Source organism: Novipirellula caenicola, from assembly GCF_039545035.1.
GTDB classification, from domain to species: Bacteria; Planctomycetota; Planctomycetia; order Pirellulales; family Pirellulaceae; genus Novipirellula; species Novipirellula caenicola.
Window position 1 is genome coordinate 750371 of sequence record NZ_BAABRO010000001.1, and the last position, 15814, is coordinate 766184.

9 protein-coding genes are annotated in these 15814 nt (G+C 56.9%); 6 read left to right on the plus strand and 3 right to left on the minus strand.

From position 1 onward, the window contains the following. Positions 1 to 284: 284 nt before the first annotated feature. The 3 genes from lysA to ABEA92_RS02625 form a co-directional block, all read right to left on the minus strand. Positions 285 to 1556, minus strand: a complete 1272-nt coding sequence (lysA, locus tag ABEA92_RS02615) for a diaminopimelate decarboxylase (protein ID WP_345682233.1) — start codon at positions 1554 to 1556, stop codon at positions 285 to 287. Positions 1557 to 2141: 585 nt separating this feature from the next. Next, positions 2142 to 2759 (minus strand): hypothetical protein, encoded by a 618-nt coding sequence (locus tag ABEA92_RS02620; protein ID WP_345682234.1) that lies wholly within the window; start codon positions 2757 to 2759, stop codon positions 2142 to 2144. Positions 2760 to 3673: 914 nt separating this feature from the next. Further along, a complete protein-coding gene (locus ABEA92_RS02625) occupies positions 3674 to 4888 on the minus strand; it encodes a cysteine desulfurase family protein (RefSeq protein ID WP_345682235.1) in 1215 nt (404 codons plus the stop codon). Positions 4889 to 5410: 522 nt separating this feature from the next. On the opposite strand from ABEA92_RS02625, the gene ABEA92_RS02630 reads away from it, so the two are divergent. From ABEA92_RS02630 to ABEA92_RS02655, 6 genes are all read left to right on the plus strand, one after another. Next, positions 5411 to 6565 (plus strand): DUF1559 family PulG-like putative transporter, encoded by a 1155-nt coding sequence (locus ABEA92_RS02630; protein ID WP_345682236.1) that lies wholly within the window; start codon positions 5411 to 5413, stop codon positions 6563 to 6565. 487 nt (positions 6566 to 7052) lie between these two features. Further along, the gene (locus ABEA92_RS02635) at positions 7053 to 8579 is read left to right on the plus strand and encodes a SpoIIE family protein phosphatase (RefSeq protein WP_345682237.1); all 1527 of its coding nucleotides are present in this window, start codon (positions 7053 to 7055) and stop codon (positions 8577 to 8579) included. 673 nt (positions 8580 to 9252) lie between these two features. Further along, the gene (locus tag ABEA92_RS02640) at positions 9253 to 10326 is read left to right on the plus strand and encodes a KpsF/GutQ family sugar-phosphate isomerase (protein WP_345682238.1); all 1074 of its coding nucleotides are present in this window, start codon (positions 9253 to 9255) and stop codon (positions 10324 to 10326) included. A gap of 11 nt (positions 10327 to 10337) precedes the next feature. Next, complete coding sequence (locus tag ABEA92_RS02645) at positions 10338 to 10868, plus strand: KdsC family phosphatase (protein ID WP_345682239.1); 531 nt, start codon at positions 10338 to 10340, stop codon at positions 10866 to 10868. Positions 10869 to 11392: 524 nt separating this feature from the next. Next, the gene (locus ABEA92_RS02650) at positions 11393 to 14527 is read left to right on the plus strand and encodes a hypothetical protein (RefSeq protein ID WP_345682240.1); all 3135 of its coding nucleotides are present in this window, start codon (positions 11393 to 11395) and stop codon (positions 14525 to 14527) included. A 124-nt stretch (positions 14528 to 14651) separates the two neighbouring features. Next, positions 14652 to 15779: a hypothetical protein gene (locus ABEA92_RS02655; protein WP_345682241.1), complete on the plus strand. Its 1128-nt coding sequence runs from the start codon at positions 14652 to 14654 to the stop codon at positions 15777 to 15779. Positions 15780 to 15814: the final 35 nt, after the last annotated feature.

The window sequence follows — 15814 nt, forward strand, 5'->3', positions numbered from 1 at the left end:
CGAGAGGATATGGAGGGCGGGGGACGGGGGGACGGGGGCCGGTGGGGGACAGAACGGCAACGAGAATGATATTGCCTCGCTTACGCTTTTTGAAGCTGCGCGGTTTTCACAACCCGAAGCGTCAGTTTTAAAGTTGCGTGGTTTTCATACCCCGAAGCGTCCGCGAGGGGATCTCGATATTCCTCGGTCCCTCGCTAACGCGTCGGGTTAGGATTTGTCGGGAAAACCTGCGCTTCGGGCTGCGGCCAACGCCCCCCTTCAATCGATAAACCGGGAAAAACTTCCTAGTCGGGGATGACTTCGCCACGAATCAGGTCATCGAATGTCTCGCGACGCCGGATCAATTTGGCGGTGCCGTCTTCAATCATCACTTCGGCAGCCCGTGTTTTGCTGTTGTAGTTACTCGCCATCACAAAGCCATAAGCCCCTGCGTTTTCGAGCACCACGTAGTCGCCAACCATCGGCAACGGCAACTTGCGACTTTCGACAAAGCCGCCTTCACGCTGCGTAAAGATGTCACCGGATTCACACAACGGACCACCAATGATCACGTCCAACTGCTCACGCGAAGAGACGTCGCCGCGAGCACCGCAGACCGAGATCGGATGATAGGCCCCGTACATCACCGGACGTGCCAAGTCGTTGAACCCCGCATCGACCAACACAAAGACGTTGTTTCCCGCTTTCTTCACACTGCGGACTTCGGCGATCAAGGATCCACTTTCGGCGCTCAAATAGCGACCTGGTTCGATCTCCAAGTCCAATCGATGCCCAAACGCCTCGCCAAGCCGGTTACGCGTGGCGTCCCAAAGCTCGAAATACTTGTCCAAATCGACATACGACTCACCACTCTTGTAGGGGACGGGCAATCCGCCACCCGCACTGATGGTCTTCAGCGTGCGGCCGACCGAAAGCGCGGTACGCTCCATCGCTTCACACACTTCACTCAAATGCTCGAGGTCGGTCCCCGAACCGATGTGCATGTGCAGCCCGGTGATGGTGATCCGGCTCTGATCGGCACGACGCAGGCACTCATCGATTTGCTCGTGCCAGATCCCGTGCTTACTCTGCTCACCCCCGGTATTCGTTTTCTGGCTGTGACCGTGACCGAATCCAGGATTGATTCGCAGCGTCACCTCCGCTCCCGGCCGACGCTCGCCCAGTTGGCTGATCATGTCGGGCGAGCCGCAATTGACGTTCAACGAATGCTCGACCGCCAAATCGAGTGCTTCGCGATCAAAGATATCGGCGGTATAGACAATTTCGTGCTTCGCTGGATCGGGACTGAACCCTGCGGCGATCGCGCGGCGAATCTCACCGGCGCTGACGGCATCGACCACCACCCCCTTGCGACGCATCCGGTCCAAAATCGCCAGATTGCTACAGGCTTTTTGTGCGTACCGAATTCGGTCGAACGCTGCCAAGTCCGCAATACGCTGCTCCACCACAGAAATATCGTAGACATACAGAGGCGTGCCAAAGGATTTCACAAGATCAGCAATCGGCTGACCCGCAATCTCGGTGCGGGCCGTAGAGAAGGTGGGCACTGTAAGCATTTTGGATTAGCAAACCGCTTGAAGGAGGCAAAGAAATCAGCAAGGAACAACCCAAGCAGTGTACCCGCAAATCAAAAATCGCCCAGCCAAGGTAACCGCTGCGAAGCGGTAATTTCACCAGCCACGCTTGCAGATCCGCCTAGCGCGTGAAGCAAGCGATCCAGCGAGCTGACCGCCAAGTGATCGCGATCAGGCATGTAACTACAGGCACCCCTCCAATGGATTTCCCACGATCGATTTGAGCTGCATCCACCATCGCATCGGTACTGAGTCAGCGCGGACATCGAACACGGAAATCGACATCCACAGACACGCGACCGGGGGGGCAAATTGCATGGGCGAAGCTTACGACGCCACCCAGTGGATGGCCTGACCGACTGCGGAATGATCCGCGCCGGAGTGGCACCCAACTGCCAAAATGACGCTCGGTGGCAAACTCGTTTTGGCGAGCCGCGGGGCGAGAAACCGTCCCGCGGAAACGACACAACTGCGTAAGATTTCGGATGGACCATGACGCCACCTAACAGTGATAAGGCGACGTCATCCGACATCCAATTCAAGTTTACGAGGATCCCAGCAAGGGAATCATGCGTTCCCTTGAGAATTCTGCGAAGACGCTTCAGGCTGAGCCGACTTGGCGGCGGTTTCCATCGCATCCTGCACCTGCTTGCGAGGGCCTTGAGGGCCAGGACGACGACCACGACGGCGGCCTTGCTGTAGCGGGATGAAGCGACCCGCGACTGGCTGAAGCAGCTTGCTGATGCACAACTTATTGATACTCAAATTCATCTCAGCACTTTCGACCTTTAGTGCATCGTGCAAGCTCATTGGCAAGCGAATCGTGATCATCCGCTCTGGCTCGGCCGAGTCACCCTTGGAAGGATCCTGGCTCCGCATGGCCGCGACCATTTCTTGCAGCTCGGCGAACTCCTCACTGGCCTCGAACTGACGCATGCTTTCGGCTTCGGGGAACAGCTTCCGGACCACGCCATCGACGCCCAACATCTCGCGATAGAACACGACCCAGCTGCCGGTCTTGGCAAAGGCCTCCTGAGCTAGCCGCAAAACCTCTTTCCCCTTTTGCTCTTCAGGAACATTGACATTGAGCGGGGCAATATCCAATCGGGGGGCAATCGCGTCAGTTTGCTCAGGTGATGGATCGCTAGCATATCGGAGTTGGGCGTTGGTATCAGCATGAGACATTTTGAGGATCTTCCTTTCCTGTGGTTGTGCCTGGTCGGCACGTCGTGTGGGTGTTTGTGCGGCTATCCTCACCACCGGTCAAACGCCACTCCGGAACCTATGCTTTCAAAACAACTTAGGCCAATTGCTAGCCCTGTGCTTAAATCGCAAGCAGGCCTGCTGGCACCGAGGCAGAGCCCGGTTGCACAAAAACCAGGCAAGCCCCACATGTGCATCCGCCAAGTGTCCACCTGAATCGACCTCAAGACGCCAGCAAAAAGAAAAAGTTTTTGACGCGTGATTTACGGCATTTTTGCTCTTTTGAAGTTTTTATTTGTTTTACAAGCATTTCGAACCACCGAAATTCGCGGCGGGCCGCGTTCGGCAGGTCAGTGACCGGGCTACTGACGCCGGCGGACCGCGCGGACACAAACACCACAAGAGGGGGTTCGCGAGCAAACGCGAATCCCTACACCCTGCAATACCCAGGTCAACCGTTTACTCGAGAAGTTTCTGGGAGAGCGACGGCGACATACTGACCGAGACTCGCAGTCGCCTTGAGTCACCACGCCCGCTCATTGCCGCCTCGACCATGCACCGTTAACCACGAACTCGGAGGGCGGAGGAAAGACGAGAACAACTGTCATCCAGCCGAGACGGCAGCCACGGCCCAACAAGAAAAAACTCCAAACGGGGGCCCGCCTCGAGACGGGCAACACGAGGGCGGGCGACCGTCTTTGAAGACGACCAAAGCCGGATACTCAAAGACACGCGAGGCGAAGGATGAGTGCGAGAGGAGTTGCGAACGGAACGGCTTTGGAGCGAGCCAACCGACCAGAAGCCAGCCGCCCCCGAATGCCAGACCGACCCACCGACCGATCGATCGCCACGTGGTCTCGACATTTAAAGAAGACGGCGATCGAAAGCGAGGCGATTTAGCGCGCCATCACGGTATCACATGCATCCGCAATCAGGCTGACAGCGCGGTCAATTTGGTCGCGAGACGTAGTCCAACCGAGGGAGATACGAATGGTGCGGCGGATCTGCGTTTCCGTCCGACCGATCGCCTTCAGCGAGCGAGTGATCTCGTCAGGCGGTTCGGCCGACTGGGCGGTCGCGAAGACCAATTGCCGCGCCGCTTTCTGGATTGCACTGGCGTCACAAGGCATCTCGATCGCCATCGTGTTCGCGATCCGTGGCGAGCCATCGGCAAGTAAAATCGGCGACTTACCAAGGGAAGATTCCAGCCCATTAAGAAATCGGTCACTCAGCTCGGCAAAGTTGTCCGAGACCTCGCTCTCACAGCGGCTGGCCAGGTGCGCAGCGGCTCCCAAGCCGATACAGGCAGGAATGTTTTCGGCGCCCGGTCGCAGCCCCATTTCGCGAGGCTCGCCGTGACAGATTGGCGACAGGTGCAACCCGCGACGAACGTAGATCGCTCCGCATCCTTTGGGCCCATAGAACTTGTGGCCACTGATCGAAACGGTGTCCGCGCGAAGCTGCGACACCTCGACCGGCAACTTGCCAAACGCCTGGGTGGCGTCGCAATGAACCGACACCCCCCGATTGTGACAAATGTCCGCGACCTCACGCACTTTTTGCAGTGTCCCCAGGACAGGATTGGCAAGCTGCAAACAGACCAGCCGCGTGTTCGCCCGCAGCATCGATTCGACTTGCGCGGGGTCGACCACTCCATTTTCCTGACACGGCACCAATTCGACATCGACTCGATCACCGGCAAGCGAAAACGCGGCCGCCAGCACCGAGTCGTGCTCCAGTTCGCTGACCAAGACATGGATCCGGCCCACCGTCGTTTTCTCGTGCGACTGTAGAGCCGAGCTGACCGCACGCGAACGTTTTGCGAGCGGGACCGCGGCTGCGGGAACACGTGCAGAGGCGGCCTGGCTCAACTGGCCGCAAATCGCCAAATTATTTGCCTCGGTGCCGCCGCTGGTGAACACGATTTCAAAGGGGTCACAGCCCACCATTGCCGCCACTGATTCGCGTGCCTGTTCGAGCGATTCGCCCACCGCCTGGGCTTGCGAATGCTCTTGGCCAGGCAACATAAAGTGCGTCGCCCAATACGGCTGCATCGCCTCGAGCACCGAAGGGGCCAGAGGCGTCGTTCGATTAAAATCCAAATAGATCAATGGTCAGACACAAAACAGGAGAAGAAGAAGCTGGCCGGAAATCATCGCTTGCGAATCATGCATCCCGGCCCATGACCGGCCGCCCCGTCGCCGGCTGGATCGAGCATGTTGCCGCGACGCTGACCCGAACAAACGTGCTACGGGTCGCCGAAGTGACCAACTACGCTAGCAAGAAATCTGCAAAATTCCGCTTTCGCCCCTTTGATGAAGCGGCCAATCGGAAGCAAAACGGTTTCACATTGTACTGGACGCTGCGACATCGCCCCAGAGTAGTCCCCGGCCCCAGAAAAACCAGGGTTTCGTTACTTCGACGCCAATTACCAGCACGGGGCGAATGAAGCGGCCCGAATGGACGGATTGCCGCACTGAGAATCGCGGCAAGGGCGAAAATAATTGGTTTTCGGCTGCCAGGCGGGTTTGCACTGAAGCAGTGGACAGGCGATAATCATTACCGTGTCGGATTATCATTCCCACAGCAACACAACCCCCTCTCTCTCTCGGCCTTGTCTTACGGAGCGCGAAATGAAGCGTCAGCGAATCGGTTTTACGTTAGTTGAGCTATTGGTGGTCATCACGATCATCGGAATCTTGATGGGACTTCTGCTTCCCGCAGTCAACGCCGCTCGAGAGGCTGCCCGCCGAAATCAATGCAGCACCCAGTTGAAGAACTTGGCACTCGCCGCGATCCAGCACGAGAACGCCAAAGGAGAGTTGCCTGGTTACATTAGCGACTTCGGTTCTTTTGCGACGGGATTAGACCCGTCGGCAGAGGATGGCTCCACCGGTAAACCTGCAACCCATCGAAAAATCGGAACTTGGGCCGTTTCGCTTTTGCCATGGCTTGACGCTCAACCCACATACGAGCAGTGGAGCGAAGATCGTTACCCTGTGATTCTTGCAACAAGTGCGTTCCATCCAAAGGCAGCACCAAACTTGGCGATTCTGCAGTGCCCGAGCAATCCAAATAGCGACGCTCCCATGGGGAGCAATAGCTATATTTCGAACAATGGAACTCCGCCAAAAGTAACAGCGGGAGCGACGGGATCCCCACCACCAATGGACATCACGTTTGCTCAATCACAAGATCGAGCCAATGGTGCGTTCAACAACAAGTATGCAGGAAGCGGGTCTGCTGCCACTGGCCCTGCGGTTCGCCTGGATGACTTTAAAGATGGCCAGGGAAATACGATGCTGTTCTCCGAAAATGTTCAAGCACAACCTTGGCATCAAGCGGGAATCACTTCGGGTGCAACGCTCGAAGTTACGGACGTGACTGACGAAATTACTTACCCAACCAATTCCCGTTACTTCCAGGGAATGGTTTGGCACTACGAAGATCCAAACCCGGGAACGCCGCCGGGCAGTGGCTGGAATTTTCTTGGCACTGGCGCGGCAGTAGACCCAGAGGACGTGGACCCACTGCACAAGATCAATGGTGGCGGCACCGGGCCAAGCCAGGACATCTTTACGCTGCAAATGAACGCGACCAACGCGATTGACTTGGCACGACCTTCTTCGGCGCACGTTGACGGTGTCAACGCGGGGATGGCCGATGGTGGAACTCGGTTTATCGGGGAAGGCATCGATTATCGCGTTTACCAAGCACTGTTGACCCCACGCGGCAAGAGCAGCAGTGTGCCTTGGCCCGAATTCGTCCTGAGCGATGACGATTATTAATCGATACCGATTAGTTGACTTGCGGGTGTAATTACCCCACCACAAAACCAAAGCCCGGGTGACAAACATTTGTCACCCGGGCTTTTTTCGTTTTTGTTCAAAGCAGGCTGGATCGCACCGCCTCAAGCGGCTTGGATCCAACATGATGCGAAAGTGATGTCGAGCTGCTTGCCCACCGCCGTGCCGGACTCAGCTAATCGCGGCGTCGGTCTACGAGACCTCGGAATCACGAGCCTCTGTTCTGATCGCGGCATGATCAACGATCGCTTGACTTTGCCCATTTTGCCGATGATTCCGGTTGCGCCGCCGTCTTGGTAATTTCCGCAATTCTTATCAGTCATTCGGCTTAGTAAATCCAAACCGCCTTGCCGATCTCGGTTAGGGCAGCGATGGATAACGTTGCACCGCCTTGCGTAAATCTCACTCTGGCATGGATCGCCACCCACCGTTTCTCAGCGATCCCATTCTCTCCAGAGCATTGATGAACGTGACTAAGACCATTCCCAACTACTTGCGTATCCACAAAGGTCCCGCCTCGCCCGCCGCTCCTGATCTTGATCCATCGGGCGATGTGATTTCCCATTTCTGGCATGTCTTTGGTGACGCCACAGGTTGGCGGATCGATTCTTCGCGTCGGCGAACCGGCAGCGAGATTGAACTGCTACCAAGTGTGAACACCGATACCATCTCGGATCCGAGTGATTCGTCTCCCACGGTGACCAAAAGCAGTGCGCTGCGACTGGCCGAGTCCGCGGCGATGCTGGCGACGCAACTGCATCAATCACGCGAATCGCTACGTCGTCAAGAGATGGAATTGGCTGCTCGCGCCGCCATTCTCCCTGGGTCGGACCTTCAGTCCAAACTGCTCAGCAACATCGAAGCGATCCTGCAAAATGCTTGCGAGGCAACCGGCTGTAGCGCCGCAGCGATGTACCTACTCGACGAAGACACTCAATTCCTGAAGGCACGAGCGACCTATGGGTTGCCGGCAAATCGAATCGAAGATGCGCCTCGTGAACTGCGGGGCAGTCGCGGCGATCTAGAAGCGATGGTGCGAGGCGTTGTCACTGCGGACAACTTCCTTGCCGGTGGAATCGACACTTGGAACAGCCCTGAACCGTTTGCTGCAGGCATCTGTGCCTCGATCACCGACGAAGAAGTCCCGATTGGAACGCTTTGGATTTTCAGTGACGAAGTCCGCACGTTCGGCAAGGCCGAAGCGGCTGCGGGACGATTGGCGGCATCCCACGTGAGCGTGGAATTGTCTCGCGCCGCAATCGATCGTCGCCAAAATCCAAAGAGCAATCAACAGGAATCGGTCCGCGACATCAGCGAGTGGCAACACTTGAGTCTCCCGATTGGCAACGACTTGGCGCCGGGATGGCGTGCCGATGGGCTGATTGAATCGCCTCAATCGTGGGCGACGGGGTTCCACACCTGGGATGTGCTGCCCGATGGCACGTTGATGATGGCGATGGCCGATTCACCCGACCGCACCGTTCGCGGGGCGATTCAAACCGCCGTCGCGCGAGCTGCAGTCACCGCACACAGCGGCTATCGCCATACCGTTTCCCAGATGTTGCAGCGGATCAATGACACTCTGTGGCAAACCAATGCCGGCGACCAATTGATGTCGATGCTGTATCTGCACATTGATCCCGAGACCGGCGAAGGCAACTTCGCATCGTGTGGCGACATGATGGCGATGATCAGCAGCCGGTATGGTTACCGCCCGCTGATTGATGGCCGCAGCGAACCGCTTGGGACTCACCTGACCGCGCGGCCTACCCTTGATTCGTTCTCGCTGCTGCCTGGCGAAACATTGCTAGCGTACAATCAAGGACTGCGGCTCGCCGGTGGCACTCAGACCATTTTGGGAGATCGTTTGCGAGGTTGCTTGCAAACCGGCGACCTCAATCCGCTTGCCGCCATCCGCCGCGACTTGGCCAACAAGCCGCTCGAACACGAACGAGCTGCGATCACGTTGGTCCGGTCCGAGCAGGGCCGCTCCTAGAGCAGCGATCCCAGTCGAAGGCCGCCCCACCCGCCACAGCAGGTGCGGCGGCCACCGCAACGCGGCAAAGCATAAGTTTTGATGTTGCGCCTTTGTACTTAGGGGCAAAGCCCCGGACGTTTACCTAGCCTAGCCCAACGGGCTGGGACCAAGAATACCAATGAATTGTAGGGCCAACGGTCCGGCCGTTTATCGGGACTTAATGAGGGCGGCTAGCAAATGGCCGGACCTTTGACCCTTAGATCTTTTTGCATCCAAAACCTTGCCCGCTCGGCCAGGCTAGGCAAATTGCTGGGCCGTTGGCCCGAAGAACTTCACGGCTTGTTGATTTCGTGAGCCGCGACCTGTCAGCGGCTGACTCCCACGCACGCCCCGGTGCCTTCCGGCCAATGCCATCTACTTTCGCCCCCAACCGGGTGATTTTCGTAGCGGAGCAACGGGCCATTTTTGCGAACGTTTCGACAAGCGGCGGCCGGATGTTAGCGAAAGCGGCTCTCATCCAACGCCCCCTCGGATCGACCGCAGAATCCAGTACCTGCGTTGCTTGTTTGCAAGCAAAAAAACTCTCTGCCGATCTCCTCTTGGCTTGACCGGTTCATTCTCGTTAGGATCGGCTCCCTCTCTTGCCCCTGTTCTGATTGAACGGCCTCGAAGTACCAAGGAAGGTCTCGACGTGTCCGCAGCTGAAAAACTTCCCATCGCCACCTCATCCGCCGCAGCCCACGTTTCGCTACCAGAAACGTTGATTGAACGGCTGCGTATTTTGCGTGAGATTGTCTCGATCGAGGGGCATGCCATCCTGTCGGCAGCCAACACGCTCGGGGCCGACGCGGTGGAAGCCGCCGAGATGACGGCTCGCTGCGAAGGTTCGGTGATGGTAACGGGCGTTGGAAAGGCCGGTTTGGTCGGAAAGAAATTGGTCGCCACGCTTGCCAGTACGGGCACCCCTGCTCATTTTCTGCACCCCGCCGAAGCAGTCCACGGCGACCTGGGCCGCGTGCGATCGCACGATTTGGTGTGGGCAATCTCCAATTCCGGACGAAGCGAAGAAGTGGTCCGCATCGCGCCGCATCTGCGCGAGCATTCTGCGGGGTTGATTGCCATCACAGCGACCAATGACAACCCGCTCGCTGCAGCCGCGACCTGTACCGTTGCGATCGGCAAACACAACGAAGCATGCCCGAACGGTTTGGCACCGACGTCGAGCACCGCCGTCATGATGGCGGTGGGCGATGGCATCGCGATGCTGGCCAGCCGGCTGCGTTCCTTCACCCCTCAGGATTTTGCCAAATTCCACCCTGGTGGCGCGTTGGGACGAAAACTGGCCACGGTCGATCAAATCATGCGAGGCCTCGATGCATGCCGGATCGCTACCAGCGACATCACGGTGCGTGAAGCCATGGTGCGAGCATCGAAAAACGGTCGCCGCACCGGTGCGGTCATGCTGGTCAACGAATCGAAACAATTGGTTGGTATTTTTACCGACAGCGACCTGGCTCGTATTTTGGAAACTCGCAATGACATCGCGTTGGACGAGAGCATTGCCAACCGGATGACCGCCAATCCAACCACCGCCACCAGCGGAATGTTACTACAAGACGCATTGGCGATCATGTCGCGTCGTCGAATCAGTGAGCTTCCGGTCTTGGATCTTCAGCGCCGCCCCATCGGATTGATCGACATCACCGATATCGCAGGCATGTTGGGCCCGCAAGACGAACCGGCGATCTTAAGCTTTAAACCGTAAACCGATTTTCTATGCCTACCAAGCTTTCTACTGACGCATCGATTGCCGAACCGATCACCTGCATCATTTCCGATGTCGATGGTGTGATGACCGATGGACGCATCGTTTACGACGACCACGGCGTCGAAACCAAACGGTTTCACGTTCGCGATGGTTTGGGCATCAAACTATGGATGCGATCGGGATTTTCATTTGCCATCTTGTCGGCTCGCCAAGGAAACGCGGTCAAAAAACGCGCAGCCGAACTTGGCATCGAACATGTCGCTCAAGGGTTCGAGAAAAAATGGCCCGCCGCAGAATCGCTGTTTGATGCGATCGGATGTCGCCCGGAACAGGTCTGTTATATCGGCGACGATCTGCCAGACATTGCGGTGATGAAGCGGGTCGCACTGGCGGTTTCGCCCGCGGATGCCGCCACTGATGCCCGCGAAGCGGCTCACTGGGTATTGCAGAAACAGGGCGGCCACGGCGCCGTGCGAGAACTCGTAGAACGACTACTTCGTGCGAAAGGAGTTTGGCAGGACCACCTCGATTTAGATTAAGCAGCTCGACAGACGACTTCGGCGTTTTGTAGCTACGCTCGACAGAGCGTGGGTGGTTGCCTAGCTTTGCGAATCACCACCTTCGGGCAAAGGTAGCGACCAGAAGAAAATGCTTCACATCGCTTGCAAAACGGCGAACGAAATTTCACCTGATCACTTCGACGGAACTAGCGAATTAACACAAGGACTTGGGCTGCAAAGGTCGCCGGAATTGTTGCCAAATGAGTCGCCAGGACGATTGGTTTGCTCATCCCACATGAACGAAACCTTTGAGGGATTGTTGATTTAAGCCAAACGCAAATCGAATCGGTGAGCCGTGGGCCGTAAGGCACCGGGTAACACGCACGACCCGGCCGCTGTCGCGTCGCGGCTCACTAAATCGAATGCCACACGAACGAACCTCTTGACGAGTTTCGCTACCTACGACGACGAACAACGAAAACGAAGCGGTAACGCAGCGGCAACCGCCGTCCGAACTCAACACAACGATACTGCAAATCGCAACGATGTTGCAAAAAACATAGATGCTGCGAAAAACCTATCATTATCTTTCCGCCTTACTGCTGCTAAGCGTGTTAGCGTTTGTCTATCACGTCTTGGTCGTTGCATGGCTGCGTCCACCAGAAGTCGAACGTGTCGAATTGGCGCCGGCACGCGAATTTAAAGTTGGCGACACGCTTGCCGATCTGTTCCCCGAGGGAGCATGGCAGCGAGAAAAGTGCAAACGCTTGCAAACCGCCGATGGAATGCTGCTGTTTCAAAACTGGGAACAAAGCAGTCCGGATCAATGGAAACTGTGGCCGATGACCGTCGTGATCGGTCGCGGCATGAAAAGTTCCACCAGCGAATCACCGGTGGTGATCGAAGCCAACGAAGGCGCCGAAATCAAGTTCACAGGCTCGCTTGACGTGATGAGCGGCGGCGCACCACCGATCCAACGAGGCCGGATGATTGGCGTTGTTCAGATCCGACGTCTGAATCCCACCACGCCCAGCGAATCGCTGTCGATTCGTACCGCGAACGTCGGTATCGACAACCAGAAAATTTGGACGACCGAAGCGATTCAGATGGATCTCGGCAAAGCTCAAATGCGAGGCCGCGATTTGACCATCCATCTCGCGACCAACACGTCGGCGCCGATGGCGGCGAGTGGAAAAACCGCGGTCTTGGATCGGATGGAATTGATCTATTTGGAAGAGTTTCGGATGCCGCTGGAAAACGGCGGGCTATGGCCCGCTGCGACCACGACCACACCGCGTCCGAGCAACGTGCCGGTCGATCCAACATCGATGCTGACGCACTCAAGCACTGTCACCGCTCCGGCCGACAACGCGACCGCCGAAATTCAACTGCAGTGCAACGGTCGACTCGAATATGATTTTGCAATCGATCAATTGATGCTCCGCGATTCCGTGTCGCTGATCCATCAGATCGCCGGTGCGAAAACAGACCGATTTGATTGTGACACGATCGAATTGACCTTTCGCGACCCCAGCAACAAGTCGATCGTCCGCAACACCGCACTGGATTGGCTGCACCGAATCAAAGCGACCGGTGCTCCGTTGGCGGCACGGCTGCCCAATTTGGATTTGGAAATCTATGCTGGTCAAATTGACATGCAGGCCAGCAAAGGACTTGTCCGCGCCGATGGGATTCAAGGAATCGAAGTGCACCGTGCCGGAATCCACGCACGGCTCGAAAGCATCGTCTACCAATTTGATCCCGCATCGCCTGGAACTCTCGGGGCGATCGACGCTCGCGGTATCGGAATTGTCACGCTCGATGCCCCCGATGTTCCGCTGCGCCGCGTCCAGTGGCGTGAGGGTTTCAAGATGCAACCGCTGGGCCCAATTCGCAAAGACTCTATCAATAGCAACATCGGATTTTGGATCGACGGCGAAGTCCAAATGGCATTGACCGACGGAGGCGAATTTCAATCCGATTCGGTCGAAGGGGTGCTGAAGCCCGACCCACGCAAAAAGGCAAATGGTGGGGGCAATGCGATGATCCCCGAACAATTGGCGGCATTGGGGCGCGTGCACCTAGACACCTCGTCCATTCGAGCCGACACGGAGCAATTGCGATTGTTCTTTGTCGAGCCTGAGCCGGAAAACATTGGCATGATCGAAGGCAATCCCGAGGCTCCGCCCAGCTCGATCCGGCAATTGGTAAAACAGCCTGAACCCGGCACCTCCACGACGACGGTACCGGTTGCCCGGTCGCGTCCTTCGGTCGCCGGCGACGCGATCACTGCCAAGTTGATTCTCGACGATGGAGGCGTGCACGCTCAAGACCTCAGCGTGGTTGGATCGGTTCATCTGACACACACCGTTCAATTGGGTGGGCAACCCATGCAGGCCAAATTGACGGGCGAGCAACTCCGTTTGATCGACGGGGGTGGCGAGGATGTTTTGCAACTGGGCAGCGGCGTCGGTGCTCCAGCACGCTTTGAAATTGGCGACGGCTATTTTGTGGGGCCGCTGATCCAGATCCGTCCGAGCGACAATATCATTTGGATCAACGAAGCGGGTGAATTCCGTATTCCGTCGCAGGCCTTGCCAAGCGATTTGGCGGGCGGTTTGACGGGTGGCGCAGCAGGCGGCTCGGCTGGCACCGCAGCAACGTCAAGCAACACCACCACGGGTGTTTCCCAATCCAACGATGGAGATTCCAAGGTAACGTGGACCGAACCGCCGCTGTGTCGATGGCAGGGCGAGATGGTCTTTGACGGCAAAACCGCCACCCTGACCGACGGTGTCGAGATCACTGCGTCGCTGATCAATGGCCGTGAACCGTGGGACGTGCACGTTGCTGGCGATCGCATGGAAATCATCTTGCACGATGGTGTGCAGGTTCGCGACTTGAAAACAATGAAAACGGCAACGGTTCAGCGAATCGATTTGTTGCAAAGTGAATCACGTCCGCTGATGATCCAAGCGATCCAGCGTGCTCCCGATGGGTTGACCGAATCGAAACATCTGCTGCATGCCGAAAAATTGACGTTGGTTCCCACCGGTGGCGGCAAGCTGTTTGGCACCGGCCCAGGATGGTATCGCTGCTGGACACGCGGTGATCAAAGCGGGTTAAAACCTGGCGGCGGTCCAAAAACGACGGTTCCAAGCAACCAATTGACCGGCATCCACCTGACCTTTAACGATACGATGCAGGGCGACTTTTTGAACAAGTCGCTGGACTTCATGCGAGGCGTTCGCGTGGGTGTTCGCGATGTTGCCAGTTGGGACGACACGTTCGACGCGCAAACGATGGACGCGTTATCGACGGGGCAAACGACACTCGATTGCGACCACCTGCGATTTGGGATTTCGCCCGAAGCGGCCAACATGCCTGCGATGGCGGGATTGCCGACACCATGGGAAACCGAAGCTGCCGGCGGCGTGATTTTCCGCACTCGCAATGAACGGGGATTGTTGGAATGCAGTGCCACGCGTGCCGCTTATTCGGCCGCCAAGGACATGTTCACGATGCATGGTGCGCCCAATCGACCGGCTCTGTTTCGGCAACAACGTCCTGATGGCCAACCTGGGCCCGAGGGAGCAGTCAAATCGATGTCGCTGAAGCTCAAGACGATGGAAGTGGAAAACCTGCAGCTTGAACGACTCAGCATCGCGGCACCGCCGGGAATGACCGCCCCGCAATAGTCGCAGAATTGCTCCGCGATCCTCGACGAAGCATACCCGGATTTCTTCTCTTTCGGTGGTCGACTCGTTTTTGTTATTCCCCAAAGACGAGAACTCAATTTCCTCCTCGACCGGAAAAAAACAAATGCGTCCAATTTCGAGTCTATCGCTTTTCGTCGGCGTTTGTTGCAGTGCCCTCTTGATCAGCGGAACCCAAGCCGGACCTCCGAACCTGATGAACATGTTTCGATCGGGGACGAATGTGGAAGCCGAGGCGGATGCCGAATACGTGCTGACCGAAGAAGACGGTCCTTGGATGATCTTGGCATCGACGTGCGTCGGCGAAGGATCCAAAGCGCGTGCTCATCGATTGGCGTTTGAGATTCGCCGCGACTTGAAACTGCCAGCGTTTATCTATCGCGAAAAGTTTGATTTCACCCATGGCCCGAACACTCCCGCTTCATCGGGTCGCCGCGTGCGTTACGCCAACGAATACCAATACGAAGCGTACGCCGTGTTGGTGGGCGAGTACGACCGCGTCGAAAACGAAAGCATTGATCGCGACCTTCAAACCTTGAAGACCGCGAGATTGCCGATTTTCGAGGATCGTGATGAGATCGCTAAAGAAACCAGCACCGCTACCCCCGTGACAACCGTGCGTGCGATCACGCGTAAACTGTTGGAACGAAAGAACGACAAAACGCTCGGCCCCATGGCGAATGCCTTTGTCACTCGCAATCCCATGTTGCCAGAAGAATACTTTGATGCCCCCGAGATCGATTCGTTTGTACAACAACTAAACGAAGACAAAGATTACAACCTGTTGACGTGCAAAGGCAAATACACCGTTGTCGTGGCCACGTTCGAAGGCTTGGGAACGATCGTCGATGGACACAAAGAAAAGGAATTTGTGCCCAGCGGAAAACGGCTTGATAAGATGGCCGCCGACGCCGGCAAAATGGTTGCCGAGCTTCGTAAAAATGGAGTCGAGGCGTACCAGTTCCACGACCGCACTCGATCACTTGTCACGATCGGCAGCTTCCCAGAACTCGGTCGCTCGCTGCCGGACGGCAAATTCGAGTATGCACCGGAAATTCGCCGTGTGATGGAAACCTATCGCGCATTCAACTCTCAGAAAGCACGCTTCGTTCCTGAACGCAATGGCGTCGCGGTCCACCACGCCGCATTGATCCCGTTTGATGTGAATCCGGCACCGATCGCGGTCCCACGTGCATCGAAGCGCAGCCTTTACAGTGCAGCACTAGGCCGTTGATCCGGTAAACGTCCTTACCACTCTGTGTTTCTATA